The organism is Methylobacterium sp. 142-1Y, from assembly GCF_057747795.1.
The window spans coordinates 6298890-6322598 of sequence record NZ_CM173224.1; the positions used below are offsets into that span (position 1 = coordinate 6298890).

Here is a 23709-nt window from a genome sequence, read left to right on the forward strand (position 1 = left end):
GGGTGGCCTGCGGCGAGTGCGTAGCACTCGTGCCAGGCCGGGGAAGGAGCAGCCGTCGCTATCGTACCGCTCGATCGGCTCTGTGTCGGTTACCGTGTAGAGCCTGCCGATCCAAGTCCGCTGAGAGAATGGGCCCTCACCGCGGCTCCCCCTCCAGCCAGCGCCGGGTCGATTGCTCCAGATGCGCATGCATCGCCGCCTGCGCCCGGAGCGGATCGCGGGCCTCGAGGGCCGCCAGCACCGCCTCGTGCTCGGCCAGCGCCAGGGCCCAGGTGGCGGGAGAATCGAAGCGGCTGCGCAGCCGGGCGGCGATCGGGCTGTGGCGGGTGTCGAACAGGCCCGCGACGAGGCGGGCCAGCACGCTGTTGCCGGTCGCCTCGGCGAGGGTCAGGTGAAACAGCCGGTCGCTGTCGAGCGGCGCGCGGCCTTCCGCGATGTCGGCGCCCATCCGGTCGAGCGTCCGGCGTAAGGAGTGCAGGGCCTCCGGCGTGATCCGGGCGGCGGCGAGGGCCGCGACCGCGCCTTCGAGCGCGGCCCGGGCCTGCATCAGTTCCTCCGGACTGTCGCCGGCCGGCGCCGTGCGGCCCGCGCCCTTGCCCGCGTCCTTGGCCGCCTGCACGTAGATGCCCGACCCCATCCGGATCTCGACCGTGCCGTCGATCTCCAGCGCGATCAGCGCCTCGCGCAGCGAGGGGCGCGAGACGCCGAGCTGCTGGGCCAATTCGCGCTCGGCCGGCAGGCGGTCGCCGGCCCGGAGGCTGCCGGCCTCGATCAGCGCCCGGATCCGGTCGGCCACCTGCTGGTAGAGCCGGCCCTCGACAGGGCTGCCCGCGCTCATCGCCCGCCTCCGAACTGGCCTGACCAATATGCCCGGCCATTCTGCTTGCTGGCGTAGACCGTAGCAAGACGCTGTCGCAGCGTCATGAAAGTGGCTTTACCAATTTTCCGAACCTGATAACGATTGCAGGCAGAATGAAACGAATCGCCCTGGGGAGGGCTGCTGCCGTGCTCGACGGCGCAGATGACGCGGCCGCGTCGGACGGCCTCGCGACCGTGCCCGGCCGGGCGCCGGAGCGCTTGCTCCTGTCGCTGTCCGGCATCGTCAAGGAATTTCCGGGCGTGCGGGCGCTGTCGGGCGTCGATTTCGACCTGCGCCGCGGCGAGGTCCATGCCGTCTGCGGCGAGAACGGCGCCGGCAAGTCGACGCTGATGAAGATCATCAGCGGCGTCCACGCTCCGAGCGCGGGCCGCCTCCTCTACAAGGGCGCCGAACGCCGCTTCGCCTCGCCGCTGGAGGCCGAGGCCGCCGGCATCGCGATGATTCATCAGGAACTGAACCTGGTGGCCCACCTCACGGTGGCCGAAAACATCTTCCTCGGCCGCGAGCCGACGCGCGGGTTCCTGGTCGACCGGCGCGCCCTGCGGGCCGGCGCCAGGACCTGCCTCGACCGCCTTGCGGCTGACATCGATCCCGACGCGCTGGTGCGCGACCTCTCGGTGGCGCAGTGCCAGCTCGTCGAGATCGCCAAGGCCCTGTCGCTCGACGCCGAATTGCTCATCATGGACGAGCCGACCTCGTCCCTGACCGAGCAGGAGGCGCGCCGGCTGTTTGCCGTCATCCGCGACCTGAAGGCGGCGGGCGTCGGCATCGTCTACATCTCGCACCGGCTCGACGAGATGCGCGAGATCGTCGACCGGGTGACGGTCCTGCGCGACGGGCGCCACGTCTCGACCGACGACCTCGCCGCCACCACCATCGATCAGATCGTCGCCCGGATGGTCGGCCGCGCCCTCGACGAGAAATTCCCGGAGCGGACCTCCGTCCCGACCGATCACGTGATCCTGGAGGCCGCCGGTCTCACCCGGGCCGGGTTCTTTCGGGACGTGAGCTTCACCTTGCGCCGCGGCGAGATCCTCGGCTTTGCCGGGCTGATGGGGGCCGGCCGGACCGAGGTCGCCCGCGCCCTGTTCGGGGCCGATCCGCTCGATGCCGGCACGATCGCCCTGGAGGGCCGGCCGCTCGCGATCCGCAATCCCCGCGACGCGATCGCGGCCGGCATCGCCTACCTGTCGGAGGACCGCAAGGCGCAAGGCCTGGCGGTCAAGATGCCGGTCGACGCCAACCTGACGCTCGCCAATCTCGGCGCGGTGGCGAACCGGTTCGGGCTGATCGATGCGGATCGCCACGCGGCGACCGCGCGGGAGTATATCGACCGGCTCGGCATCAAGACGCCGTCCCTGCACCAGCCGGTGCGGCTTTTGTCGGGCGGCAACCAGCAGAAGATCATCATCGGCAAGTGGCTGTTTCGCGACGCCAGGGTGATGCTGTTCGACGAGCCGACCCGCGGCATCGATGTCGGCGCGAAGCTCGCGATCTACACGATCATGGATGGGCTCGCCGCCCGCGGCATCGGCGTGGTGCTGATCAGTTCCGAGCTGCCCGAGATCTTGGGGCTGACCGACCGCGTCGCGGTGTTCCACCGCGGCCGCCTCGTGCGCATCCTCGACACCGCCCGCACCGACCAGGAGGAGATCATGCATTACGCCTCGGGCCTCGGCGGGACGGAGCCTTAAACCATGTCGGCGAGCCTGAATCCTCCCGTCGCGCCTGCCCGCGGGCGCCTGTCCGACCGGCAGAAGGACCTGATCCAGAAATTCGCGGCCTTGGGCAGCCTCGTCGCCCTGGTGGCGGCGTTCTCGCTCACCAGCAACGCCTTCCTGTCGCTCGGCAACGGGATGAGCATCGGCCTCCAGGTCACCTCGATCGCACTCCTGGGGCTCGGCGCCACCGTCGTCATCATCGCGGGCGGCATCGACCTGTCGGTCGGCTCGGTCCTGGCGCTGTCCGGCGTCGTCGCGGCGCTCTGCGTCAAGGAGGTGGGTCTCCCGGTGCCGCTCGCCATGCTGGTCGGGATCAGCGTCGGCGGGGTCTGCGGCCTCGTCAACGGGCTCGTGGTCACGCGGCTCAAGCTGCCGCCCTTCATCGCGACGCTGGGCATGATGCTGATCGCCCGCGGCCTCGCGCTCCAGATCACCGGGGCGCGGGCGGTCTCGGGCCTCGGCGAGAGTTTTGGCGAACTCGGCAACGGCGCGCTCCTGCGCATCGTGCGGGTCGGCGACGACGGATTCCCCGACGTGGTGTTTCCGGGCATCCCCTATCCGGTGCTGCTGATGGCCGGCCTCGCCCTCGTGGTGGCGTTTCTGCTGCGGCGCTCGGTGCTGGGCCGCCATGTCTACGCGGTCGGCTCGAATGCCGAGGCGGCGCGGCTGTCGGGCGTCGCCGTCACCTCGGTCGTCACCCTGACCTACGTGCTCTCGGGGCTGCTCGCCGGGCTCACCGGCTGCGTGCTGATGTCCCGCCTCGTCACCGCCCAGCCGAACGAGGGCGTGATGTACGAACTCGACGCCATCGCCAGCGCGGTCATCGGCGGCACCTCGCTCGCCGGCGGGGTCGGCACGATCTCCGGCACGGTGATCGGCGCCTTCGTGATCGGCATCCTGCGCAACGGCCTCAACATGAACGGGGTCTCGGCCTTCACCCAGCAGATCATCATCGGCCTCGTCATCCTGCTCACCGTCTGGATCGACCAGCTCCGCAACCGCCGCTGACAATCGCGACCGGGAGAACCCGGCGCCGACCTTGGAGGGGACCCCATGAAAGCATTCGCCGCCGCCCTGCTCGTCTCCAGCCTGCTTGCCGCCGTCCCGGCGCGGGCCGGCGAGATCGCCGTGATCGTCAAGACGGTGAACTCGACCTTCTGGCAGAACGTCCAGAAGGGCGCCGAGACCGCCATGAAGGGCGTGCAGGGCCACACCCTGACCTTCCAGGGCCCGGCCGCCGAATCGGCCATCGCCGACCAGGTCAACATGGTGGAGAACGCGGTCAACCGCCGCGTCGCCGGCATCGTGCTGGCGCCCTCCGATCCCGACGCCCTGGTGCCGGCGGTCAAGAAGGCCTGGGAGGCGCGGATCCCGGTGGTGATCCTCGATTCCGGCCTCGCGAAGGGGGCGGAGGCCACCTACCAGTCCTTCCTCGCCACCGACAACCGCAAGGCCGGGGAACTGGCCGCCCGGGCGCTCATCGACCGGACCGGTCCGGAGGGCAAGATCGCAGTGATGTCCTACGTCGCCGGCACCGGCTCGGAGGTCGGCCGCGTCGGCGGCTTCACCGATTACGTGAAGGCGCATTCGAAGCTGCAGATTATCGGCCCGTACTACTCGCAATCCCAGATGGCGACGGCGCTGAACCAGACCGCCGACGTGCTCGCCGCCCATCCCGACCTCAAGGGCCTCTTCGGCGCCAACGAGCCCACCGCCATCGGCATGGGCCGGGCCCTCAAGCAGGCCGGCCGGGCCGACAAGGTCGCGGCCGTCGGCTTCGACGGCAACCAGGACCTCCAGGACTTCGTCAAGGACGGCACGCTGGCGGCGATCGTCGTCCAGGGCTCGTTCCGGATGGGGGAACTGGGAGTGGCAACGATCGCCAAGGTGCTGGCGAAGCAGAAGGTGGAGAAGTCCATCGATACCGGCGTGGTGCTGGTGACGAAGGAGAATATCGGGACGGAGGAAGCGAAGAACGTTCTGTATTGAACGCGTCGCTCGAGCGCATGAACCCTCCCCCCTCTGCGGGGGAGGGTGGTCCCTGCGTCAGCAGGGGCCGGGAGAGGGGCAGCGCGACGATGCCGGGTTGGCGCCCGTCACCATGGTCGCGACTTCTCCGGAAGCGTCGTCCCCTCTCCCGCCCCAGCGCGAGTGCTTCGCACTCGCCGTGGGGCACCCTCCCCCGCAGAGGGGGGAGGGTTCGCGGCCGTCGCCATCGCTCGGCTGTCCGGCCGAATCCGCTGCCCCCACCTCCGAGGCCCCCATGCACCCCGCCACCCCCCGCCGCCACGCCCGCACCGGCCTGACCCTCACCGCCCTCGGGCTCGGCGGCGCGCAGATGGGCGGCCTGTTCCAGGCGACGCGCCTCGACGAGGCCGCCGGCGCGTTCCGGGCGGCCTGGGACCGGGGCGTACGCACCTACGACACCGCGCCGTTCTACGGCTTCACCCGCGCGGAGCGCCGCCTCGGCACGCTCCTCACCGAGGAGCCGCGGGACGCCTACGTCGTCAGCACCAAGGTCGGCCGCGTGATGGTGCCCGACCCGAGCGTCGGCCCGATGGAGGAGGGCTATGCCGAGCCGCTGCCCTTCCGCCCGACCTTCGACTACAGCCATGACGGCGTGCTGCGCTCCTTCGAGGCAAGTCAACAACGTCTCGGCATCCTCGACCCCGACATCCTCTACGTCCACGATATCGGCCGCGTCACCCATGGCGAGCGCCACGCCGAGACCTGGGAGCAGCTGACCGCGGGCGGCGGATTCCGGGCCCTGACGCGGCTGCGCGAGGAGGGCGCCGTGCGGGCGATCGGGCTCGGCGTCAACGAGTGGGAGATCGTCGCCGAGGCCATCCGGGTGGCCGATCTCGACCTCTGCATGCTGGCCGGCCGCTACACGCTGCTGGAGCAGGACAGCCTGGGGCTGATGGACGAATGCGCCCGCCGCGGCATCGGGATCGCGGTGGCCGGCGCGTTCAATTCCGGGCTGCTCGCCGGGCAGACCACCTACAACTACGCCGAGGCGCCGCCCGCCCTCGTGGCCCGGACGGAAGCCCTGCGGGCGGCCTGCGCCGAGGAGGGCGTGCGGCTGGAGGCGGCGGCGCTGCAATTCCCGCTGCTGCACCCGGCCGCCGTCACCGTCGTGACCGGAGCCCGCAACGCCGCGCAGGTCGAGGCCAACGCCGCCTGGTTCGCGGACCCGATCCCGGACGGGTTCTGGGCCCGGCTGAAGGCCCGCGGCCTCATCCACGACGCAGCCCCGATCTGAGTCTCCCATGCCGATCGACGCCCATCACCATCTCTGGCGCATCGCCGACCGGGCCGGCCACTGGCCGCCGCCCGACCTCGCGGCGATCCACCGCGACTTCACCCTCGACGACCTGGCGCCGCTGCTCACTGCGGGCGGCATCGACGGCACCGTGCTGGTCCAGACCCTGGAGGACGAGGCCGAGACGGACGCGATGCTGGCGCTCGCCGCCCGCGCGCCCGTCATCCGCGGCGTCGTCGGCTGGACCGACCTGAAGGCGCCGGACGCGCCGGCCACCATCGCCCGGCTCGCCCGCGACCCGCACCTGAAGGGTTTGCGCCCGATGCTCCAGGACCATCCGGACGATGCCTGGATCGCCGACCCGGTCCTCGCCCCGGCCGCCGACACGATGGTGGCGCACGGCCTCGCCTTCGACGCCCTGGTGCGGCCGCGCCAGCTCGACGCCCTGCTGACCTTCGCCACACGCCATCCGAACTTACGCATCGTCGTCGATCACGGCGCGAAGCCGGAGATCGCGGCGGGCGGCACGCCCGGGTGGCGCGAGGCGATGGCGGCACTCGCCGCCCGGCCGAACGTCCGGTGCAAGCTCTCCGGCCTCCTGACCCAGGCGGGGGAGGGCGGGGCGGAGGCCGTGCGCCCCTATGCCGAGGCGATTCTGGACCTGTTCGGGCCCGCCCGGGTGCTCTGGGGCAGCGACTGGCCGGTGCTGAACCTCGCCGGGACCTACGAAGCCTGGCTCCGGCACTGCCGGGCGCTCGTGTCGCCCGCCGATCACGACGCGGTGTTCGGCGGCAACGCCATCGCCTTCTACCAACTCGATCGCGCGTGAGGAGCAGCTGAGATGCAACGCATGGGCATGGTCATCGGCGTGAACCCGGACCAGATCGCGACCTACAAGCGCCTGCACGAGGCGGTGTGGCCGGAGGTCCTGGACCTGATCAGCCGCTGCAACATCCGCAACTACACGATCTTCCTGCGCGAGCCGGAGAACTTGCTGTTCGGCACCTGGGAGTACCACGGCACCGATTTCGAGGCCGACATGGCCAGGATGGCGGCTGACGCCAAGAACCAGGAATGGTGGACCCTGACCATCCCGTGCCAGCGCCCCTTCGAGAGCCGGGCCGAGGGCGAGTGGTGGGCGATGATGGAAGAGGTGTTCCACCACGATTGAGCGGCCGCGCTCACCCGTCGCCGCGCGCGAGCCCCGCTTGGATCGCGGCGGCGAGGTCGGCATCCGGCGTCGCCTGCCAATCCTCGGCGAGGGACAGCCGCACCGATTGCGCGCCGCCCGACGGCGTGCACACCACCGCCCGGCGTCCCGCACCGGCGAGCTTGTCCTTCGCCGCCTCCGGCAGGTCGGCAAGCGCCTCGATGCAGGTCCAGGCGGTGCCGTCCGGGGTGGTCACGTCGCGCTGTTCGCTCATGGGGTCGAGTCGCTCCGATCGAGGCGCCGGCATTGCGGGCCAGCCGGTGGGCAACCTCGAACCTGAGCCAGGGTTTCCACGGCGGGGCTTCGTCACCGCCCCCCACCCCGCCGCCTCACCCCCACCCCCTCCACCACCCCGAACATCCCCGGCTGCGCCGCCGCGGCGAGCCCGCGTAGCGCCAGCCCCAGGGCCTCCAGCCGCTCGTCAGTCAACTGCCCCTGGAACAGGTGCGCCGCCACCACGAGGCGCGGGCGCCGGTTATGGTCGCACAGGGCCGCGGCCGCCGTGGTCACGCCGCGGATGAGCTGGCCGATATCGACGGCATAGCCCCGCTCGGCGGCGGCCGCGACCTCCTCCAGGAAGGTGTCGAAGGGCACCGGCACGTGCCAGCGGATCGCCCCGAACCGGGCCCGCAGGGTGGCGCGCGGCAGCGCCCCGGCGCTCTGGCCCGCCGCCGCCACGGCGCGGCCGATCGCGCCGGCATAGGCCGGGATGCGGGTGGCGAGACGGAACTCGATGTGGATGCCGCTCGCCGGGACGATCCGCCCGAGGAGCAGCGCCTTGTCGTCGGGCGCCACCTGCCAGACCGTCGTCGTCGCCTCGAACTCCGTCGCGACCTGCTGCAGGCCGGGTTGCAGCAGCTCCACGTCCGAGCGGTTGAGGAGCGGGCGCGCCACCTCCAGGAGGCCGAGGCCGAGCCGGTAGGTCTTGGTCTCCGGCACGAGCGCGACGAAGCCCTCGTGCACCAGGGTGCGCAGGATGTTGAGCGTGGTCGAGGGGCTGACCCCCGCCGCGCGGGCGATCGCCGTGACCCCCAGCGCCTCCCGCGAGCCCGCGATCGCCCGCAGGATCGCCGCGGCCTGCGTCACCGCCCCGACCTCGCGGCCGACCTCCATCACCGCCGTCCGCTCGCCCGCCTCCTCCATCCCGCCGCCCCCCTTGCCGCCTCGATCGTTTACGGTACAGAATAGCGTTCAGCGGATGGAATGAAAACGCCGATCCGCGCGCGGCCCGGGACAAGGGCCGGACATCATGGGAGGACCAGGATGGCACGGACCCGACGGGCTCCGGTGGCGCGTTGCGCCGTGGCGATGCTGCGGGCGCTCTGCGCCGCGACCGCTTTCCTCGCGCCGGCCGCGGCCCGCGCCGACGGCGACGTGCTGCGGATCGGCATCATCACCGATATGAGCGGGCAGTACAGCGAGGGCAACGGCGAGGGCTCGGTCGCCGCCGCGCGGCTCGCGGTCGAGGATTTCGGCCCGACGGTGCTCGGCAAGCGGATCGAGATCATCTCGGCCGATCACCAGAACAAGCCCGACATCGCCTCGACCATCGTGCGCAACTGGATCGACACGAAGGGCGTCGACGTGGTGGCGGAGGGGGTGAATTCCGCGGTCGCGCTGGCGGTCCAGGCGGTGACGCGGGAGCGGGGCAAGATCTTCCTGATCTCGGGCGCCGGCTCGTCGGACCTCACCGGCAAGTCGTGCTCGCCGACCAGCGTGCAATGGACCTACGACACCTACGCCTCGTCGAACGCCACGGCGAAGACGCTGGTCGGCCGGGGTGAAAAATCCTGGTACTTCCTCACCGCCGATTACGCCTTCGGCCACGCGCTGGAGCGCGACGCGGCCCGGGCGGTCGAGGCCGCGGGCGGGCAGGTCCTCGGCAAGGTCCGCCACCCGTTCAACAATCCCGACTTCTCGTCCTTCCTGCTCCAGGCGCAAAGCTCGCCCGCCAAGGTGATCGCGCTCGCCAATGCGGGCAGCGACTTCGCCAATGCGGTCAAGCAGGCGCATGAATTCGGCCTGACCCAGTCGAACAAGACCATCGCGGCGTTGCAGGTGACCCTGACCGACGTCGCTTCCCTCGGCCTCGAGGTGGTGCAAGGCGCGCTGTTCACCGACAGCTTCTACTGGGACCGCACGCCGGAGACCCGGGCCTATGCCAAGCGCTTCTTTGCCCTGCGCAAGGCGATGCCGACCGCCTACCAGGCCGGCGTGACCTCGGCCCTCACCCATTACCTGAAGGCGGTGCAGGCCGCCGGCACCACCGATGCGGCCGCCGTGATGGCGAAGATGCGCGAGACGCCGGTCAACGACTTCTTCGCGCAAGGCGGCAAGGTCCGGGCCGACGGCCGCATGGTCCACGACATGTACCTGATGCGCTTCAAGAAGCCGTCCCAGTCGACGGGCAAGTGGGACCTCTACGAGCTCGTCACCACGGTCCCGGGCGACGAGGCGTTCCGGCCGCTCAGCGAAGGCGGGTGCCCCTATGTCAAGAACTGACGCCGCCGACCTCGCCGCCCTGGTCCGGCCCGGCGCCGTCGCGATCGTCGGCGCCTCCGCCGACCCGACCCGCATCGGCGGCCGGCCGATCGCCTACATGCTGCGCGCCGGCTTCCAGGGCGCGATCCTGCCGGTGAACCCGAACCGGGCCGAGGTGCAGGGCCTTCCCTGCTTCCCCTCCGTCGCCGCCCTGCCCCAGGCGCCCGACGTGGCGGTGATCGCGGTGCCCGGCGCGGCGGCGCTCCAGGCAGTCGAGGAACTGGGCGCGCGGGGCACGCGCTTCGCCATCCTGTTCACGGCGGGCTACGCCGAGATCGGCGAGGCGGGGGCGGAGGCGCAAGGAGCCCTCGTCGCGGCGGCGCGGCGTCACGGGATGCGGCTGCTGGGGCCGAACTGCCTCGGCCTGTTCAACGCGGCGACCGGCTTCTACCCGATCTTCTCCGCCTCGCTCGAAGGCGGCCTGCCGCTGCCGGGGCGGATCGGCATCGCCAGCCAGTCGGGCGCCTACGGCACCCACCTCTTCACCGCCTGCCGCAACCGCCATATCGGCACCGCGATGCTGGTCACCACCGGCAACGAGGCCGACCTGTCGGTCGCCGACGCGATCGGCTGGATGGCGCAGGACGACGGCATCGACGTCATCATGGCCTATGCCGAGGGCGTGCAGGACGGGCCGGCCTTCGCCGGCGCGCTTGCCGAGGCGCGGCGGGCGAAGAAGCCCGTGGTGATGATGAAGGTCGGCCGCAGCGCGATCGGCAGCGCGGCGGCGCGGTCGCACACCGCCTCGATCGCCGGCAACGACGCGGTGTTCTCCGCGGTGCTCGCCGAGCACGGCGTGATCCGGGCCCGCTCGACGGAAGAGCTGATCGACATCGCCTATGCGGCGACGCGGCGGATCTACCCGGTGCCGAACAGCTTGGGCGTCATCACCATCTCGGGCGGCGCCGGGGTGCTGATCTCGGATGCCGCCGAGGCCGTCGGCCTGCCGATGCCGGCGATGCCGGAGGACGCGCAGGCCCGCCTGAAGGCGATCCTGCCGATCGCCGCGCCGCGCAACCCGGTCGATTGCACCGCGCAGGCCTTCAACGACCTGTCGCTGATCGGCCGCTTCACCGAGGCGATGATCGCCGAGGGCGGTTATGCCTCGATCCTGGCCTTCTTCACCCAGATCGGCGGCGCTCCCAGCATGGCGCCGGCGATCCGCGCCCAGCTCAACGCCGTCAAGGCGCGCCATCCGGACCGGCTCTACGCCCTCTCGGTCCTCGCCTCGGAGGAGCGCAACCGGGACTACGAGGCCGACGGCTACCTGCTCTACGAGGATCCGGCCCGCGCCGTCGTCGCCCTCGACGCGATGGGCCGCCTCGGCGCGAGTTTTTCGGAGATCGAGCCGGTGCCGCCGCCGGCAGGCGCGCCCGTCCGGCTGCCGGACGAGAACCCGAGCGAGGCCGAGGCCAAACGCCTGCTCTCGGCCGCCGGCATCGCGACGGTGCCGGAGGCGGCGTGCGCCGACGCGGCGGCGGCGGTCGCGGCGGCCGAATCCTTCGGCTTTCCGGTGGTGATGAAGATCCTGTCGCCGGACATCCTGCACAAGACCGAGATCGGCGGGGTCCTGCTCGACATCGGCGATGCCGAGGCGGTCCGGCGCGGCTACGCTATCCTGATCGAACGCGCCGCCCGCCACGCGCCTGACGCCCGGATCGACGGCGTGCTGGTGGCGTGCCAGGTCAGGGGGGCGGTCGAGTGCATCATGGGCATCCAGCGCGATCCGGTCTTCGGCCCGGTGGCGATGGTCGGCCTCGGCGGGGTCTTCGTCGAGGTGATGCGCGACGTGGTGTTCCGGCGCTGCCCGTTCGGCGAGGACGTGGCCGAGGCGATGATCCGCTCGATCAAGGCCGCGCCGCTCCTCACCGGCGCCCGCGGTCGGCCGCCCTGCGACATCGCCGCGCTCGCCCGGATGCTGTCGCGGCTCTCGGTCTTCGCCGTGGCGGCGGGGCCGCGGCTGGCCTCCATCGACCTCAACCCGGTCTTCGCCCTGCCCGAGGGGGCGTTCGCGGCGGATGCGGTGATCGAGGTGGGGGAGGCGGGGTGATGAGAATGGGATTGGAGGTCTCGCGCGTGAACCCTCCCCCGCAGAGGCTATCGCATTCACGCATTTCGGTCCGCGTGCTTCCGCCTTTGAAGGTAGCGCGCCTCCCCTCCCCCTTGTGGGGAGGGGTTAGGGGTGGGGGTGGTGCCGGAGAATCCGCGCGCTCTACGCGGCACCACCCCCACCCCTTAACCCCTGCCCACAAGGGGGAGGGGAAAGCGCCTGATTATACAAAGGGTTGGATATCAGGGGCGTTGTGTGGATCTGCAAGCCCGCAGAGGGGGGAGGGTTCGGGCCGGCGCATCTCCCGATGCATGAGGCCGGCGAGATGACCGACCCCGCCCGCATCCCCGTCATCATCGGCATCGGCGAGGTCGCCGACCGGCCCGACACCCCCGGCCGTGGCCCGATCGGCCCCGAGCCCGCCGCCCTGATGGCCGAGGCCCTGGCCCGCGCCGACGCGGATGCCGGCGGCGGCTGGCTCTCGCGGATCGGCTCCCTCGACGTCGTCAACGCGGTGTCGTGGCCCTATGCCGACCTGCCGGCCCGCCTCGCCGACCTCCTCGGCCATCGCCCGGCCCGCCTCGCCTACGGTCCTGTCGGCGGCGAGACGCCGGTCCGCTTCCTGCACGAGGCGGCGCGGCGGATCGCGCGCGGCGAGGCCGCGGTGGCGGCCCTGTGCAGCGGCGAGGCGGAGCACAGCGCTGCGGCGGCGCGCCGCGCCGGCCTGACGCCCGACCGCGACGCGACCCCGCCCTGGACCGCGCCGGACCCGGCCTGGACCAACCCGCGGGCGCGCGACTACCTCCACCCCCAGGCCCTGCGCCACGGCCTGTCGCAGCCGGTCGCCGTCTATCCCCTCTACGAGACCGCGCTCCAGGCCGCCTGGGGCCAGACCCCGCGCCAGGGCCGCGACGAATCGGCGGCACTCGGGGCGGCCTTCTCCCGGGTCGCGGCCGACAATCCGCATGGATGGCTGCGTCGGTCCTTCACCCCCGACGAGATCGCCACGCCGACGCCCGCCAACCGGCCGATCGCCTGGCCCTACACCAAGCTGATGGTGGCCAACCCCGTGGTGAACCAGGCCGCCGCCGTGATCGTGACGAGCTTGGGCCTTGCCCGCGCCGCCGGCCTCCCCGAGCATCGCCTGGTCCCGATCGGCCCCGGCGCCGCCGCGAACGAGCCACGGGACTGGCTGTCGCGCGACCGCTTCGACCACGCCCCGGCGCAGGATGCGGTGCTGGCGGCGGCGCTCCGCCGGGCCGGCCTCGCCGCCTCGGACCTCACCGCGCTCGAACTCTACAGCTGCTTCCCTTGCGTGCCCAAGATGGCGCGCCGCCGCCTCCTCCTGCCCGACGAGGCCGTGCCGACGGTGGCGGGCGGGCTGACCTTCTTCGGCGCGCCCCTCAACGGCTACATGGCGCATGCCGCCTGCGCGATGGTGCGGCTTCTGCGCGAGGCGCCCGGCCGTGCCGGTCTGCTCTACGGCCAGGGCGAGTTCGTCACCAAGCACCACGCCCTGGTGCTGGGCGGCGGGTTCGACGGGCTCGACGACGCGCCGGTCTCGGTCCAGGACGCGGCGGAGAGCCGCCGCGGGCCGGTGCCGCCGGTGGTGGAGGACGCCGCGGGCCGCGCCGTCGTCGAGACCCATACGGTGCTGTTCGACCGCGAGGGCGCGCCGGAGCGCGGCGTCGTGGTCCTGCGCCAGGGCGAGACCCGCCTGCTCGCCCGGGTGCCGGCCGCCGACCGCGCCACCCTGGCGGCGCTGACCGATCTCGACCGCTCTCCCGTCGGCCTCGACGGCACCTTGCGGACGGCCCGCGACGGGCTCCTCGAGTGGGAGGCCGCCTGATGCCGGATCCCCTCCGCCTCGACCGCATCGGCGATCACGTCGCTCTCCTGACGTTGAACCGCCCGCAGGCGCGCAACGCCGTCGACCCGGCGCTCGCCCGCGCCCTCGGCGACGCCGTGGCGGCGACGGAGGCCGACGACGCGATCCGCGCCGTGGTCCTGGCCGGCGAGGGCCCGGTCTTCTGCGCCGGGGCCGACCTGAAGGCGGTCGCGGCTGGCCGCGCCGACGATCTCTGGACCGAAGGGGGCGGGTTCGCCGGCTTCGTCCACGCCGTGCGGGCCAAGCCCTGGATCGCCGCCGTGGAGGGCCCGGCTTTGGCCGGTGGTTGCGAGATCGCGCTCGCCTGCGATCTGATCGTGGCGGGGGAGGGGGCCAGCTTCGGCCTACCGGAGGTGACCCGCGGCCTCGTCGCCGCGGCGGGCGGGCTCTACCGGCTGCCGCGGGCGCTGCCCCGGGCGGTCGCGCTCGAGATGATCCTGACCGGCGCGCCCCTCGACGCCGCCCGCGCCCACGCGCTCGGCCTCGTCGGCCGGCTGGCGCCGCGGGGATCGGCCCGGGACGCGGCCGTGGCGCTCGCGACGGTGATCGCCGGCAACGCCCCGCTCGCCGTGCGCGAGAGCCTGGCGGTGGCGCGCCTGGCCACGGCGGCCGACGAGGCGGCCTTGCGGGCGGCGAGCGCCGCGGCCCGGGCCCGCGTCCAGGCCTCGGAGGATTTTCGCGAAGGGCCCCGCGCCTTCATCGAGAAGCGCCCGCCGCGCTGGACGGGACGGTGATGGGGAGCCTGTTCGATTGATCGCCATAGATCTCAAATCCACGGCGTCATTCCGGGGCCGCGCAGCGGAGCCCGGAATCCAGAGCCGCAGGTATGAAAGGATCAAGCGGAACGCGATCCGCCTTGTTCTGAACGATCGGCAGTTCTGGATTCCGGGCTCCGCTTTCGCGGCCCCGGAATGACGCGGAGGGTATCGAGAGTGTCGGGCAAATCGAACGAGCGCTCAGGATGAGGTCGTGTTTGGGAAAAACTGTCAGAGACTGTTTGACTTGAAGGGTAAGTTCTTCCCATTCTCGACCTCATCCTGAGGTGTCAGTCCATCAACGATGGACTGACCTCGAAGGAGGCCTCCAGAAGCCTGCGCGATCCCTGGAGCCCTCCTTCGAGGTCAGCCGATCTTCGATCGGCTAACACCTCAGGATGAGGTTGTGGGCTGGAAGAAAAAGTCCTCTGCAGCATTCACATCATAGTCAAACAAGCTCTCAGACCAGCCAAACAGACCATCGAAGGAGGAACCCCATGGGCCTACTGGACGGAAAGGTCGCCCTCGTCACCGGAGCGGGCGGCGGCATCGGGCGGGAGATCGCGCTCGCCATGGCGCTCGCCGGCGCCCGGGTGGTGGTCAACGACGTCGGCGCCTCGTTGAGCGGCCTCGGCGAGACCTCGGCGACGCCGGGCGAGCAGACCCGCGCCATCATCGAGCAGCGCGGCGGCCAGGCGGTGGTCGATACCGGCAGCGTCGCCGAATGGGCGGCGGCGCAACGCATGGTGGCGACCGCGCTGGATGCCTTCGGCCGCCTCGACATCGTGGTCAACAATGCCGGCATCCTGCGCGACCAGATCTTCCACAAGATGACGCCGGAGGAATGGCTGTCGGTCATCAACGTCCACCTCAACGGCAGCTTCTTCGTCTCCCGCGCCGCCGCCGAAACCTTCCGCAAGCAAGGGGCCGGCGCCTATGTCCACATGACCTCGACCTCGGGCCTGATCGGCAACATCGGCCAGGCGAATTATTCCGCCGCCAAGCTCGGCGTCGCCGCCCTGTCGAAGTCGATCGCCCTCGACATGGGCCGGTTCGGCGTGCGCTCGAACTGCATCGCCCCCTTCGCCTGGAGCCGGATGACCAGCTCGATCCCGGCCGAGACCCCGGAGCAGAAGGCCCGCGTCGCCAAGCTCCAGGCGATGGGGCCGGAGAAGAACGCGCCGCTCGCGGTCTTCCTCGCCTCCGATCAGGCAAGCACCGTCACCGGCCAGATCTTCGCCGCCCGCCACAACGAGCTGTTCGTCTTCAACCACCCCCGCCCGGTGCGCGGCGTGCACCGCTCCGAGGGCTGGACGCCGGAGACCATCGCCGAGCACGGGATGCCGGCGCTGTCGGGCCACCTCGCCCCCCTCGACCGCAGCCCCGACGTGTTCTCCTGGGACCCGGTGTGACCATGACGATCAACGGACGCGCCCACATCGTCGGGGCCTACGAGCACCCGACCCGCAAGGCCCCGGACAAGTCGGTGGCCCAGCTCCACGCCGAATCCGCCGCCGGCGCGCTCGCCGATGCCGGGCTGACCAAGGACGACGTCGACGGCTATTTCTGCGCCGGCGACGCGCCGGGCCTCGGGCCGCTGGCAATGGCCGACTACATGAACCTGTCCTTGCGCCACCTCGACAGCACCGATATCGGCGGCGCCTCCTACATCGCCCATGTGGCGCATGCGGCTGAGGCCATCGCGATGGGGAAGTGCAATGTCGCGCTGATCACGCTGGCCGGCCGGCCGCGCAGCGCCGGCCATTCCGGCACCGCGGCCCGCCCCGTCATCGCCGACGCCCCGGACAGCCCGTGGGAGACGCCGTTCGGCCCGACCACGGTCAACCTCTACGCGCTCTGTGCGCGCCGCCATATGCACGAGTTCGGCACGACGTCCGAGCAGCTCGCCTGGATCAAGGTCGCGGCCTCGCACCATGCGCAGCACAATCCGCACGCGATGCTGCGCGACGTGGTGAGCGTCGCGGATGTCGTGGCCTCGCCGATGGTCGCCGATCCGCTGCACCGGCTCGATTGCTGCGTCGTCAGCGACGGCGGCGGGGCGCTGGTGGTGGCGCGGCCCGAGATCGCCCGCAGCCTGAAGCACCCGCTGGTGCGCGTGATGGGGGCGGGCGAGGCCCACAAGGGCCAGCTCGGCGGCGAGGTCGACCTGACCTGGTCGGCGGCGCGGATCTCGGGTCCGGCCGCCTTCGCGGAGGCCGGGGTGAGCCCGGCCGACATCGATTACGCCTCGATCTACGACAGCTTCACCATCACGGTGCTGATGCAGCTCGAGGATCTCGGCTTCTGCGAGAAGGGGCAGGGCGGCCGCTTCGTCGCCGACGGCAACCTGATCTCCGGCACCGGACGATTGCCGTTCAACACCGATGGCGGCGGCCTGTGCAACAACCACCCGGCCAACCGGGGCGGCATCACCAAGGTGATCGAGGCGGTGCGCCAGCTGCGCGGCGAGGCCCATCCGGCGGTGCAGGTGAGGAACTGCGAGCTGGCCGTCGCGACCGGGATCGGCGGCCTGCTCGGCAGCCGCCACGGCGCCGCGACCCTGATCCTCGGGAGGGAGTGAGACAGATGACGAAAGCGTCCTCGACCCGCATCCCGCTGCGCGACGGCGACTGGCCCGACCCGCCGGCAAGCCCCGATTCCGCGCCCTTCGTGGCGGCGGCCCGCGAGGGCCGGTTCCTGCTGCGCCGCTGCGCCGCCTGCGGCAAGGCGCATTGGTATCCGCGCGCGCTCTGCCCGTTCTGCTTCGGTGAGACCGCCTGGGAGGAGGCCTCGGGCGAGGGCACGATCTACAGCTACACCGTGCTCGCCCGCGAGGACCCGCCCCGCACGGTCGCCTACGTCACCCTGGCGGAAGGCCCGACGATGCTGACGAGCCTGGTCGATTGCGATCCGCAAGCCCTGGCGATCGGCCTGCCGGTGCAGCTGGTCTTCGCGTCGTCGCGCGACGGGACGCCGGTGCCGTGCTTCCGGCCGGCCGGGGCGGGCGATCCGCCGGAGCCGGCCCCGGCGGCGTGACGCGCGCGGGTCTTCGACGTCCGGTGACGGGCCCGGCACCGGACCCTCCATGCGCGCGGCCCGACATGAACGCAGCCTGGGTGCACGCTGCGGCATCTTTCTACCACAGGGTCAGTTTGTAACTGATCATTAATGGCGCCGATCCATAGTGAGTAAACAACGTCTTACTGGATTCTCGGCATGTTGCGCAGGTTGACCGTCCGCACCCGCCTCTACGTCGGCTTCGGGTCGTTGGTGATGATCGCTGCCGGCCTGGGCGGCTTCTCGATCTACCAGCAGGCCGGTCTCGTCGAGCAATACGAGAAGCGGGCGCTGCTCGACGATCTGTCCCGCTCCGCGCTGTCCGTGATCGTGTCGACGAAGTCGATGTCGGGCCAGGCGGAGCAGTACCGGATCCTGCCGCGGCCCGAGCTGATCGCCGGGATCGAGGAGGAGCGCCGGTCGATCGAGGAATCGGGCGACATGATGGCCAAGCGGTCGATCGCCGAGGACCGCCGCAAGCTCTACGCGGAGATCCGCGACCAGGCCCGCGATCTGAAGCCCGACCTTCAGCGCCTGGCGGCGGCGGGACGCGGCATGGCGGAGGCCAAGGACAAGCTGTTCAAGGGCGGCGACGAGCTGACCCGCGCGACCAACGCCCTCGTGGCCGAGATGCGGGCCCGCGCCAGCGACGCGCAGGTGCTCCAGGCCGCCGCGACCGAGAGCGCCATGCTGCTGGTCCGGGTCGCCAACTGGCGCTTCCTGGCGACGCAGGACCCGAACGGCCCGGCGACCTTCGCGACCAATGCCGGCAAGGCGGACGCCGCCCTCAAGCTCCTGCGCGGGCTCGATTCCGCCGGCTCCTTCGCCCAGCCGATGCGCGCGACCGAGCAGGCGCTCGCCGCCTACGTCGCCGCCTTCCAGGCCTACGGCACGGCGTCGGGCGAGAGCCGGCAGATCTACGATACCGGCATCAGGCCGCACCTCACCGCCATCGACGAGGCCACCAAGACCGTTCGGGCTAAGGTGGAGACCGTGGTCCGCGAGATCGCCGCCGCAACGGAAGCGATGACGGCGCGGACGAAGGTGATCCAGTTCGCCCTGATCGCCTTCGCCCTCTCCCTCGGCGCCGGCCTCGCCGTCCTGATCGCCCGCAGCATCGTCGGGCCGATCGGCGGGATGACCGCGGCGATGAAGCGGCTGGCGCAAGGAGAGACCGACCTCGCCGTGCCCTCCCGCGACTCCCGCGACGAGATGGGCGAGATGGCGCAAGCCGTCGAGGTCTTCCGCCAGAACGCCCTCGCCCGGATCGAACTGGAGGCGCAGCAGCGCGACGAGCAATCCGCCCGCCAGCGCCGCGCCGACCGGGTCGACCAGCTGGTGCGGGGCTTCCAGCACCGGGTCGCGGGCTCGCTCGAGATCGTCACCTCGGCCGCGACCGAGCTCGACGCCACGGCCCGCACCATGACGAGCGTCGCCGACACCACCAGCGCCCAGGCGCAGGCCTCGAGCGGCACCGCCGAGCAGACCTCCGCCAGCGTCCAGATGGTCGCGGCGGCGGCCGAGGAGATGGTGTCCTCGCTCCAGGAGATCGAGCGGCAGGTGCTGCGCTCGAACGAGGTCGCCGGCAACGCCACCCGCGAGGCCGCGGCGACCGACGCCGCCATGACGAGCCTCAGCGCCGCCGCCACGCAGATCGGCGCCGCCGTCGCGACGATCACCGCCATCGCCGACCAGACCAACCTGCTCGCGCTCAACGCCACGATCGAGGCGGCGCGGGCCGGCGCGGCGGGCCGCGGCTTCGCGGTGGTCGCGGCGGAGGTGAAGGAGCTCGCCGCCCAGACCTCCCGGGCGACCGTGGAGATCGGCGGTCAGATCACGGCGATCCAGGCCGCCACCGGCCAGGCGGCCGGCGCCATCGGGCAGATCGGCCAGACCATCGCGACCATCAACGAGATCAGCGGCATGATCGCCGCGACGGTGACGGAGCAGACCGCCGCGACGACCGAGATCTCGCGCAACGCCTCGCAGGCCGCCCGGGGCACACAGGACGTCACCGCCGCGATGGCCGGCGTCCTCGGCTCGGCCGGTGAGACCGGCAGCGCCGCCTCCCAGGTGCTGATGGCGGCGGCCGAACTCGCCACCCAGTCGCTCACCGTCAAGCAGGAGGTCGACGGCTTCCTGCGCGACATCCAGGCGGCCTGACGCGCGACCCTCCCGGCGGGATCGTCTCGGGTTCCGCCGGTCCTTCGACGAACAAAGGCCCCGGCGCGGCTCACGCGGCGGGGCCTTTGGTTTTCTCCCCTCGGTCCCCGGGACGACCGACCGGTGCCGGGGCTCCTCCTCACGCCGCCCGGATTTCGCCCAGGAACGCCCCGACCGCCGCGTTCATCGCCTCCGCCTGCCGGCCGAGGTCGCGGGTGGTGTCGGTGACGTGGGCGGCGGCCTCGGCGGTGCCGCCGGCATCCTCGCGCACGCGGTCGATCAGGCGGGCGACCTCGTCGGTGCCGGCGCTGACGTCGCGGGTGCTGCGGGCGATCTCGGCGGTGGCGGCGCTCTGCTCCTCGACCGCGGCGCTGATCATCGCGCTGCTTTCGCTGACCTGGCCGATCGTCCGGCGGATGCGGGCGATGGCCTCGACCGAGCCGTCCGCCGCCGCCCGCACGGTGTCGATCTGCCCGGTGATCGTCCCGGTGGCGCGGGCGGTCTGCTGGGCCAGGGCCTTCACCTCCGCGGCGACCACCGCGAAGCCGCGGCCGGCCGCACCGGCGCGGGACGCCTCGATGGTGGCGTTGAGCGCCAGCAGGTTGGTCTGGTCGGCGATGCCGGTGATCAGCGTCACCACCTCGCCGATCTGCGCCACCGCCCCGGCGAGCGACGCGACCTGCGCCGCCACCGCGTCGGATTGCGCCACCGCATCCGCCGCCATATTGTGGGAGCGGCCGACCTCGCCGGCGATCTCCGCGATCGCCGCGCGCAGCTGCTCGGCGGAGCGCGCCACCTGCTCGGTCCCGGCCGAGGCCTGGGTCACCGCCGCCGCGACGGAGGTCGCCGCCTGCGACGAGCGCGAGGCGTTGCGCGACAGCGCCCCGACGGTACCGTCGAGGGCCCGGGCCCGGTCGGCGACCGCGCCGATCGCCGCGAGCACGCGCTCCTCGAAGGCCTGGGCCAGGGCGGCGGTGGTGCGGCGCCGGGTCGCCTGCTCGGCTTGCGCATAGGTCTCGAGCAGCACTTCGAGGTCGAGCCAGGCCGCCCGGGTGAGCGCACCCTGGAGCGCCGCCTCGGCCTTGCCTCCGAGCAGGCGCCGCGGCCCGGCGAGGCCGAGCGCCTCGGTGAGCCCCGCCGTCACCGTGGCGTGGCAGATCGCGACCGCGTAGGCCGGCACCCGCCGGGCGTAGAAGACCGAGGCCAGGCGCTCGGCCGAGGCGGTGAAGTCCGGGCCGAAATCGCCGCTCACCACCCGCACCCAATGGGCGACCCGGGCCGCGTGCACCTCCGGATCGCGCAAGGTCTCCTGGATCTCCGGCCAGTCCGCGAAGCGGGCGTTCCAGTCGGCCAGCAGCCCCGGCAGGCGCTCCCGCGCGAAGCCTTCGAGGCCGCGCAGGCGGACGAGATCGTCGTCCGTCAGGCCGAAGGTGGCGAAGCGCCGGGCTTGCGCGGCGGAGACGACGGTCTGATCCATGGCTCGGTTGCACCTATTCAGGTCTACAACTGATGCGAGCGACCGCGATAATTTTCGGTTACCGGCGATCCATTCGACGACTAGGGACCTGGAACCGGGCCGTCCCCGAGGCTGCGGGCGCAATCGGCGATCTGCCGGCGCAGCCAAGCATGGTCGGGATGGCGCTCGACCCGCCGGGCCCAGACCAGGGCCGAGCGGGTGACCGGCAGGTCCGGATCCACCGGCAGCGGCTCGCAGGCGACCGGATGTACCGTCGCCAGGGTACGGGCGATCCGCTCAGCCATCACCGCCACCAAGTCGGAGCGGGCGAGGATCGGCGCCGCCGACAGGAACGGGGCCGCCATCGCGACCCGGCGCGGCGGCAGGCCCCGTCTCGCCAGGATGCCGTCGAGGAAGCCGACATCGTCGCCGGTGGAGGAGACGACGAGGTGCGAGAGGTCGGCGAGGCGCTCGTAGGTGAGGGGCGCGGCGAGGCCTGGATGCCCGCGCCGGGCGACGACCGCGAACCCGTCCCGGATCAGCGTGGCGGTGCCGAAGCGCTCGCCCTCGACCCGCCCGGTCCCGACGATCGCAAGATCCACATCGCCGCGATCCAAGAGGTCGTCGACCCGCACGGTGCCGCTCGGGCTCATGTGCAGGCTCAAACGAGGGGCCCGGCTCGCGATCCATTCGGCGATCGGCGCGGCCAGCACCACGGCGGCGGTATTGTTGAGCACCAGGCGAAACCGCGCGGTCGAGGTGGCCGGGTCGAACCGGTCCTGGTGCAGGGCGCCCTCGATCTCGGCCAGCGCCCGGCGCACCGGCTCGGCCAGGTCGAGGGCCCGGGGCGTCGGGCTCATGCCCTCGGGCCCGCGCACGAACAATTCGTCGCCGAGCGCCCGGCGCAGCCGCTGCAGCGCGTGGCTCACCGCCGACTGGCTCAGGCCCAGCCGCTCGCCCGCGCGCGTCACGTGGCGCTCGCGCATGATCGCGTCGAACACGATGAGGAGCTTGAAGTCGAACGCGTCCCAGTTCACGGGCGCGGGTTGTAGCGGAGCGGCGCGGCGGGGGATAGGCGGTGGGGGGAGGCTGTGCATCGCGAACCCTCCCCCCCTTCTGCGGCGGGCTGTCCGGGGAAACGAGGGTCGCGGGTTTCCCCTCTCCCCGCGGGCGGGGAGAGGGCTGTGCTTCCGTTCAGGAAGCGCAGCGAGCCCACAGGGCGAGGGTGAGGGGTGATGCCGGAGGAGGCACATCCTGAAACACCCCCTCACCCTCGCTTCGGCTTTCGCCTCCGCTTGCCGCGTCCCCTGGACGGGGACACGGCCCTCTCCCCGCCCGCGGGGAGAGGAGAGTAACCCGCGCCATGTCTTTCCCCGGACGGCCTTGCGCAGAGGGGGAGATTTCGCGCGCGTCGCGATGGGCTTCGCCTTACCCCTGCTTCATCTTCGTCAGCGTCTCGCCCGGCACCCCCGAAAAGTTGTTCGACAGGAGGTAGCGCGGGCTCGACTTGATCCAGGTGTCGAGGTCGATCTCCTCGAACTTGCCGTTGTCCCAGGTCTGGACGATCTCCAGGTCCTCGTCGCCGGTGTTCTTGATCGCGTGGCCGAAGCCCATCGGGATGTAGGCGACGTCGCCGGGCTTGAACTCGGCCACCTTGCCGCGCCCGCCCGAGCCGAACAGGGCCACCTGGCCCTTGCCCTTCAGGTAATAGTGCCACTCGTTGGCGTTGACGTTCCAGTGCAGCTTGCGCATCTGCCCCGGCCGGATCGTCATCACGCCGCCCGACATCGTCTTCTGGATCGGCCACTCGTCGACCGTGGCGAGGCGGAAGGTGCCGCCCTCGAACTCGCGGACCGCCCGCGGGTCCTTGAGCAGGCGGAACTTGTGGGTCGATTCCTTCGGCCAGGGCGCGTCGAGGGCGTCCGACACCGGGACCACCGGGCCGGCCTGGATATAGGCCTCGCCCTTCGGGAAGGCGTCGAAGGCGTTCGCCGGCAGACCGAAATCGAGGGCCAGCATGTCCTTCGGGGTCACGTCGATCCAGTCGGTGATCGAGAAGGTGCCGTGCTCCGAGAAGGCGCCGTTGTCGAAGGACAGGATGAAGTGGCAGGGCTTGTCGCCGATGGTCTGGATCGAGTGGCCGTGGCCCTTCGGGAAGTACCAGAGGTCGCCGGGCTCGTAGTTGTTGATCTCGCTGGCGCCGCTCGGATCGAGCACCACGGTCTGGCAGCGGCCGTCGATGACGTAGGCCCATTCGGCCGCGATGGCGTGCCAGTGCAATTCGCGCGAGGCGCCGGGCTCGAGGAACATGTGCACGCCCGCGATCCCCTTGCTGATGGGGAACTGGTGGACGGTCGCTTCCTTGGCCCAGCCGCCGGAGGTCACCTTCGGGCGGTTGCCGTCGAGCGAGAAGCGGAACTCGGGCATCGCCCCGACATCCTGCGGATCGTGGTAGGCGACCTTGGCGCCCGGCGGCAGCGACACCGACTGCCGGCCGTAGCCGCCGTCGCCCGGGTTGCCGTGGTCGTGCTCGAGGGCCTTCGCGCCCGTCGCCACCATGCCGGCGCCGAGCGCCGCGCTCCCCAGAAACAGCCGCCGCGTCTGGTCCATGATGCGTTCCCCCATGCGTGCCGGCCTCGGGCCGTCGGGCTCCGTCGGGCCTTGGCGCGGCAAGCTGGAGCAGGGCGGTGCGCCAGTGAAACGCATTGTCGGCATCCGCGCATGCC

20 protein-coding genes are annotated in these 23709 nt (G+C 71.8%); 14 read left to right on the plus strand and 6 right to left on the minus strand.

Going from position 1 to position 23709, the window contains the following annotated elements:
* Positions 1 to 136: 136 nt before the first annotated feature.
* Positions 137 to 838: a FadR/GntR family transcriptional regulator gene (locus AC3AOF_RS28880; RefSeq protein WP_488347191.1), complete on the minus strand. Its 702-nt coding sequence runs from the start codon at positions 836 to 838 to the stop codon at positions 137 to 139.
* A gap of 134 nt (positions 839 to 972) precedes the next feature.
* Between AC3AOF_RS28880 and AC3AOF_RS28885 the strand changes: the two genes are divergently transcribed.
* From AC3AOF_RS28885 to AC3AOF_RS28910, 6 genes are all read left to right on the plus strand, one after another.
* Positions 973 to 2574 (plus strand): sugar ABC transporter ATP-binding protein, encoded by a 1602-nt coding sequence (locus AC3AOF_RS28885; protein WP_488347192.1) that lies wholly within the window; start codon positions 973 to 975, stop codon positions 2572 to 2574.
* Positions 2575 to 2577: 3 nt separating this feature from the next.
* Complete coding sequence (locus AC3AOF_RS28890; RefSeq protein ID WP_488347193.1) at positions 2578 to 3609, plus strand: ABC transporter permease; 1032 nt, start codon at positions 2578 to 2580, stop codon at positions 3607 to 3609.
* 45 nt (positions 3610 to 3654) lie between these two features.
* Positions 3655 to 4590, plus strand: a complete 936-nt coding sequence (locus tag AC3AOF_RS28895; protein WP_488347194.1) for a substrate-binding domain-containing protein — start codon at positions 3655 to 3657, stop codon at positions 4588 to 4590.
* A 274-nt stretch (positions 4591 to 4864) separates the two neighbouring features.
* On the plus strand, positions 4865 to 5863 hold the full coding sequence (locus tag AC3AOF_RS28900) for an aldo/keto reductase (RefSeq protein ID WP_488347195.1): 999 nt from the start codon (positions 4865 to 4867) through the stop codon (positions 5861 to 5863).
* Positions 5864 to 5870: 7 nt separating this feature from the next.
* Positions 5871 to 6692: an amidohydrolase family protein gene (locus tag AC3AOF_RS28905; protein ID WP_488347196.1), complete on the plus strand. Its 822-nt coding sequence runs from the start codon at positions 5871 to 5873 to the stop codon at positions 6690 to 6692.
* Positions 6693 to 6704: 12 nt separating this feature from the next.
* Positions 6705 to 7034 (plus strand): L-rhamnose mutarotase, encoded by a 330-nt coding sequence (locus AC3AOF_RS28910; protein WP_488347197.1) that lies wholly within the window; start codon positions 6705 to 6707, stop codon positions 7032 to 7034.
* Positions 7035 to 7044: 10 nt separating this feature from the next.
* On the opposite strand, the gene AC3AOF_RS28915 is transcribed toward AC3AOF_RS28910, so the two are convergent.
* A complete protein-coding gene (locus AC3AOF_RS28915; protein ID WP_488347198.1) occupies positions 7045 to 7287 on the minus strand; it encodes a hypothetical protein in 243 nt (80 codons plus the stop codon).
* 92 nt (positions 7288 to 7379) lie between these two features.
* Positions 7380 to 8216 carry an IclR family transcriptional regulator gene (locus AC3AOF_RS28920; protein ID WP_488347199.1) on the minus strand — a complete coding sequence of 279 codons (837 nt, stop codon included), beginning with the start codon at positions 8214 to 8216 and terminating at the stop codon, positions 7380 to 7382.
* A 120-nt stretch (positions 8217 to 8336) separates the two neighbouring features.
* Here AC3AOF_RS28920 and AC3AOF_RS28925 point away from each other — a divergent pair, with 120 nt between their 5' ends.
* The 8 genes from AC3AOF_RS28925 (at position 8337) to AC3AOF_RS28960 (ending at position 19527) form a co-directional block, all read left to right on the plus strand.
* Positions 8337 to 9575 carry an ABC transporter substrate-binding protein gene (locus AC3AOF_RS28925; RefSeq protein ID WP_236987614.1) on the plus strand — a complete coding sequence of 413 codons (1239 nt, stop codon included), beginning with the start codon at positions 8337 to 8339 and terminating at the stop codon, positions 9573 to 9575.
* Positions 9562 to 11664, plus strand: a complete 2103-nt coding sequence (locus tag AC3AOF_RS28930) for an acetate--CoA ligase family protein (RefSeq protein ID WP_488347200.1) — start codon at positions 9562 to 9564, stop codon at positions 11662 to 11664. The genes AC3AOF_RS28925 and AC3AOF_RS28930 overlap by 14 nt, the downstream gene beginning before the upstream one ends.
* 325 nt (positions 11665 to 11989) lie before the next feature.
* Entirely contained in the window at positions 11990 to 13513 is a 1524-nt protein-coding gene (locus AC3AOF_RS28935) for an acetyl-CoA acetyltransferase (RefSeq protein ID WP_488347201.1), read from the plus strand.
* A complete protein-coding gene (locus AC3AOF_RS28940; RefSeq protein ID WP_236987611.1) occupies positions 13513 to 14286 on the plus strand; it encodes an enoyl-CoA hydratase-related protein in 774 nt (257 codons plus the stop codon). Before AC3AOF_RS28935 ends, AC3AOF_RS28940 begins: the two co-directional genes overlap by 1 nt.
* 518 nt (positions 14287 to 14804) lie before the next feature.
* The gene (locus tag AC3AOF_RS28945; protein ID WP_488347202.1) at positions 14805 to 15719 is read left to right on the plus strand and encodes an SDR family NAD(P)-dependent oxidoreductase; all 915 of its coding nucleotides are present in this window, start codon (positions 14805 to 14807) and stop codon (positions 15717 to 15719) included.
* Positions 15720 to 15721: 2 nt separating this feature from the next.
* Positions 15722 to 16888 (plus strand): thiolase domain-containing protein, encoded by a 1167-nt coding sequence (locus tag AC3AOF_RS28950; RefSeq protein WP_236987609.1) that lies wholly within the window; start codon positions 15722 to 15724, stop codon positions 16886 to 16888.
* Positions 16889 to 16893: 5 nt separating this feature from the next.
* Positions 16894 to 17343 carry a Zn-ribbon domain-containing OB-fold protein gene (locus AC3AOF_RS28955; protein WP_488347203.1) on the plus strand — a complete coding sequence of 150 codons (450 nt, stop codon included), beginning with the start codon at positions 16894 to 16896 and terminating at the stop codon, positions 17341 to 17343.
* Positions 17344 to 17523: 180 nt separating this feature from the next.
* The gene (locus tag AC3AOF_RS28960; protein ID WP_236987607.1) at positions 17524 to 19527 is read left to right on the plus strand and encodes a methyl-accepting chemotaxis protein; all 2004 of its coding nucleotides are present in this window, start codon (positions 17524 to 17526) and stop codon (positions 19525 to 19527) included.
* A gap of 139 nt (positions 19528 to 19666) precedes the next feature.
* On the opposite strand, the gene AC3AOF_RS28965 is transcribed toward AC3AOF_RS28960, so the two are convergent.
* From AC3AOF_RS28965 to AC3AOF_RS28975, 3 genes are all read right to left on the minus strand, one after another.
* Complete coding sequence (locus AC3AOF_RS28965; RefSeq protein ID WP_488347204.1) at positions 19667 to 21004, minus strand: methyl-accepting chemotaxis protein; 1338 nt, start codon at positions 21002 to 21004, stop codon at positions 19667 to 19669.
* A gap of 80 nt (positions 21005 to 21084) precedes the next feature.
* Positions 21085 to 22020 (minus strand): LysR family transcriptional regulator, encoded by a 936-nt coding sequence (locus tag AC3AOF_RS28970; protein WP_488347205.1) that lies wholly within the window; start codon positions 22018 to 22020, stop codon positions 21085 to 21087.
* 391 nt (positions 22021 to 22411) lie between these two features.
* Positions 22412 to 23593: a cupin domain-containing protein gene (locus AC3AOF_RS28975; protein WP_236987605.1), complete on the minus strand. Its 1182-nt coding sequence runs from the start codon at positions 23591 to 23593 to the stop codon at positions 22412 to 22414.
* Positions 23594 to 23709: the final 116 nt, after the last annotated feature.

What these genes read in the sequence shown, in the direction of transcription:
- AC3AOF_RS28920 (WP_488347199.1), bottom strand. Translation starts at nt 8,216, where the DNA reads ATGGAGGAGGCGGGCGAGCGGACGGCGGTGATGGAGGTCGGCCGCGAG.
- AC3AOF_RS28890 (WP_488347193.1), top strand. Translation starts at nt 2,578, where the DNA reads ATGTCGGCGAGCCTGAATCCTCCCGTCGCGCCTGCCCGCGGGCGCCTG.
- AC3AOF_RS28900 (WP_488347195.1), top strand. Translation starts at nt 4,865, where the DNA reads ATGCACCCCGCCACCCCCCGCCGCCACGCCCGCACCGGCCTGACCCTC.
- AC3AOF_RS28930 (WP_488347200.1), top strand. Translation starts at nt 9,562, where the DNA reads ATGTCAAGAACTGACGCCGCCGACCTCGCCGCCCTGGTCCGGCCCGGC.
- AC3AOF_RS28895 (WP_488347194.1), top strand. Translation starts at nt 3,655, where the DNA reads ATGAAAGCATTCGCCGCCGCCCTGCTCGTCTCCAGCCTGCTTGCCGCC.
- AC3AOF_RS28915 (WP_488347198.1), bottom strand. Translation starts at nt 7,287, where the DNA reads ATGAGCGAACAGCGCGACGTGACCACCCCGGACGGCACCGCCTGGACC.
- AC3AOF_RS28940 (WP_236987611.1), top strand. Translation starts at nt 13,513, where the DNA reads ATGCCGGATCCCCTCCGCCTCGACCGCATCGGCGATCACGTCGCTCTC.
- AC3AOF_RS28885 (WP_488347192.1), top strand. Translation starts at nt 973, where the DNA reads ATGAAACGAATCGCCCTGGGGAGGGCTGCTGCCGTGCTCGACGGCGCA.
- AC3AOF_RS28950 (WP_236987609.1), top strand. Translation starts at nt 15,722, where the DNA reads ATGACGATCAACGGACGCGCCCACATCGTCGGGGCCTACGAGCACCCG.
- AC3AOF_RS28925 (WP_236987614.1), top strand. Translation starts at nt 8,337, where the DNA reads ATGGCACGGACCCGACGGGCTCCGGTGGCGCGTTGCGCCGTGGCGATG.
- AC3AOF_RS28880 (WP_488347191.1), bottom strand. Translation starts at nt 838, where the DNA reads ATGAGCGCGGGCAGCCCTGTCGAGGGCCGGCTCTACCAGCAGGTGGCC.
- AC3AOF_RS28945 (WP_488347202.1), top strand. Translation starts at nt 14,805, where the DNA reads ATGGGCCTACTGGACGGAAAGGTCGCCCTCGTCACCGGAGCGGGCGGC.
- AC3AOF_RS28935 (WP_488347201.1), top strand. Translation starts at nt 11,990, where the DNA reads ATGACCGACCCCGCCCGCATCCCCGTCATCATCGGCATCGGCGAGGTC.
- AC3AOF_RS28955 (WP_488347203.1), top strand. Translation starts at nt 16,894, where the DNA reads ATGACGAAAGCGTCCTCGACCCGCATCCCGCTGCGCGACGGCGACTGG.
- AC3AOF_RS28905 (WP_488347196.1), top strand. Translation starts at nt 5,871, where the DNA reads ATGCCGATCGACGCCCATCACCATCTCTGGCGCATCGCCGACCGGGCC.
- AC3AOF_RS28960 (WP_236987607.1), top strand. Translation starts at nt 17,524, where the DNA reads ATGTTGCGCAGGTTGACCGTCCGCACCCGCCTCTACGTCGGCTTCGGG.
- AC3AOF_RS28975 (WP_236987605.1), bottom strand. Translation starts at nt 23,593, where the DNA reads ATGGACCAGACGCGGCGGCTGTTTCTGGGGAGCGCGGCGCTCGGCGCC.
- AC3AOF_RS28965 (WP_488347204.1), bottom strand. Translation starts at nt 21,004, where the DNA reads ATGGATCAGACCGTCGTCTCCGCCGCGCAAGCCCGGCGCTTCGCCACC.
- AC3AOF_RS28910 (WP_488347197.1), top strand. Translation starts at nt 6,705, where the DNA reads ATGCAACGCATGGGCATGGTCATCGGCGTGAACCCGGACCAGATCGCG.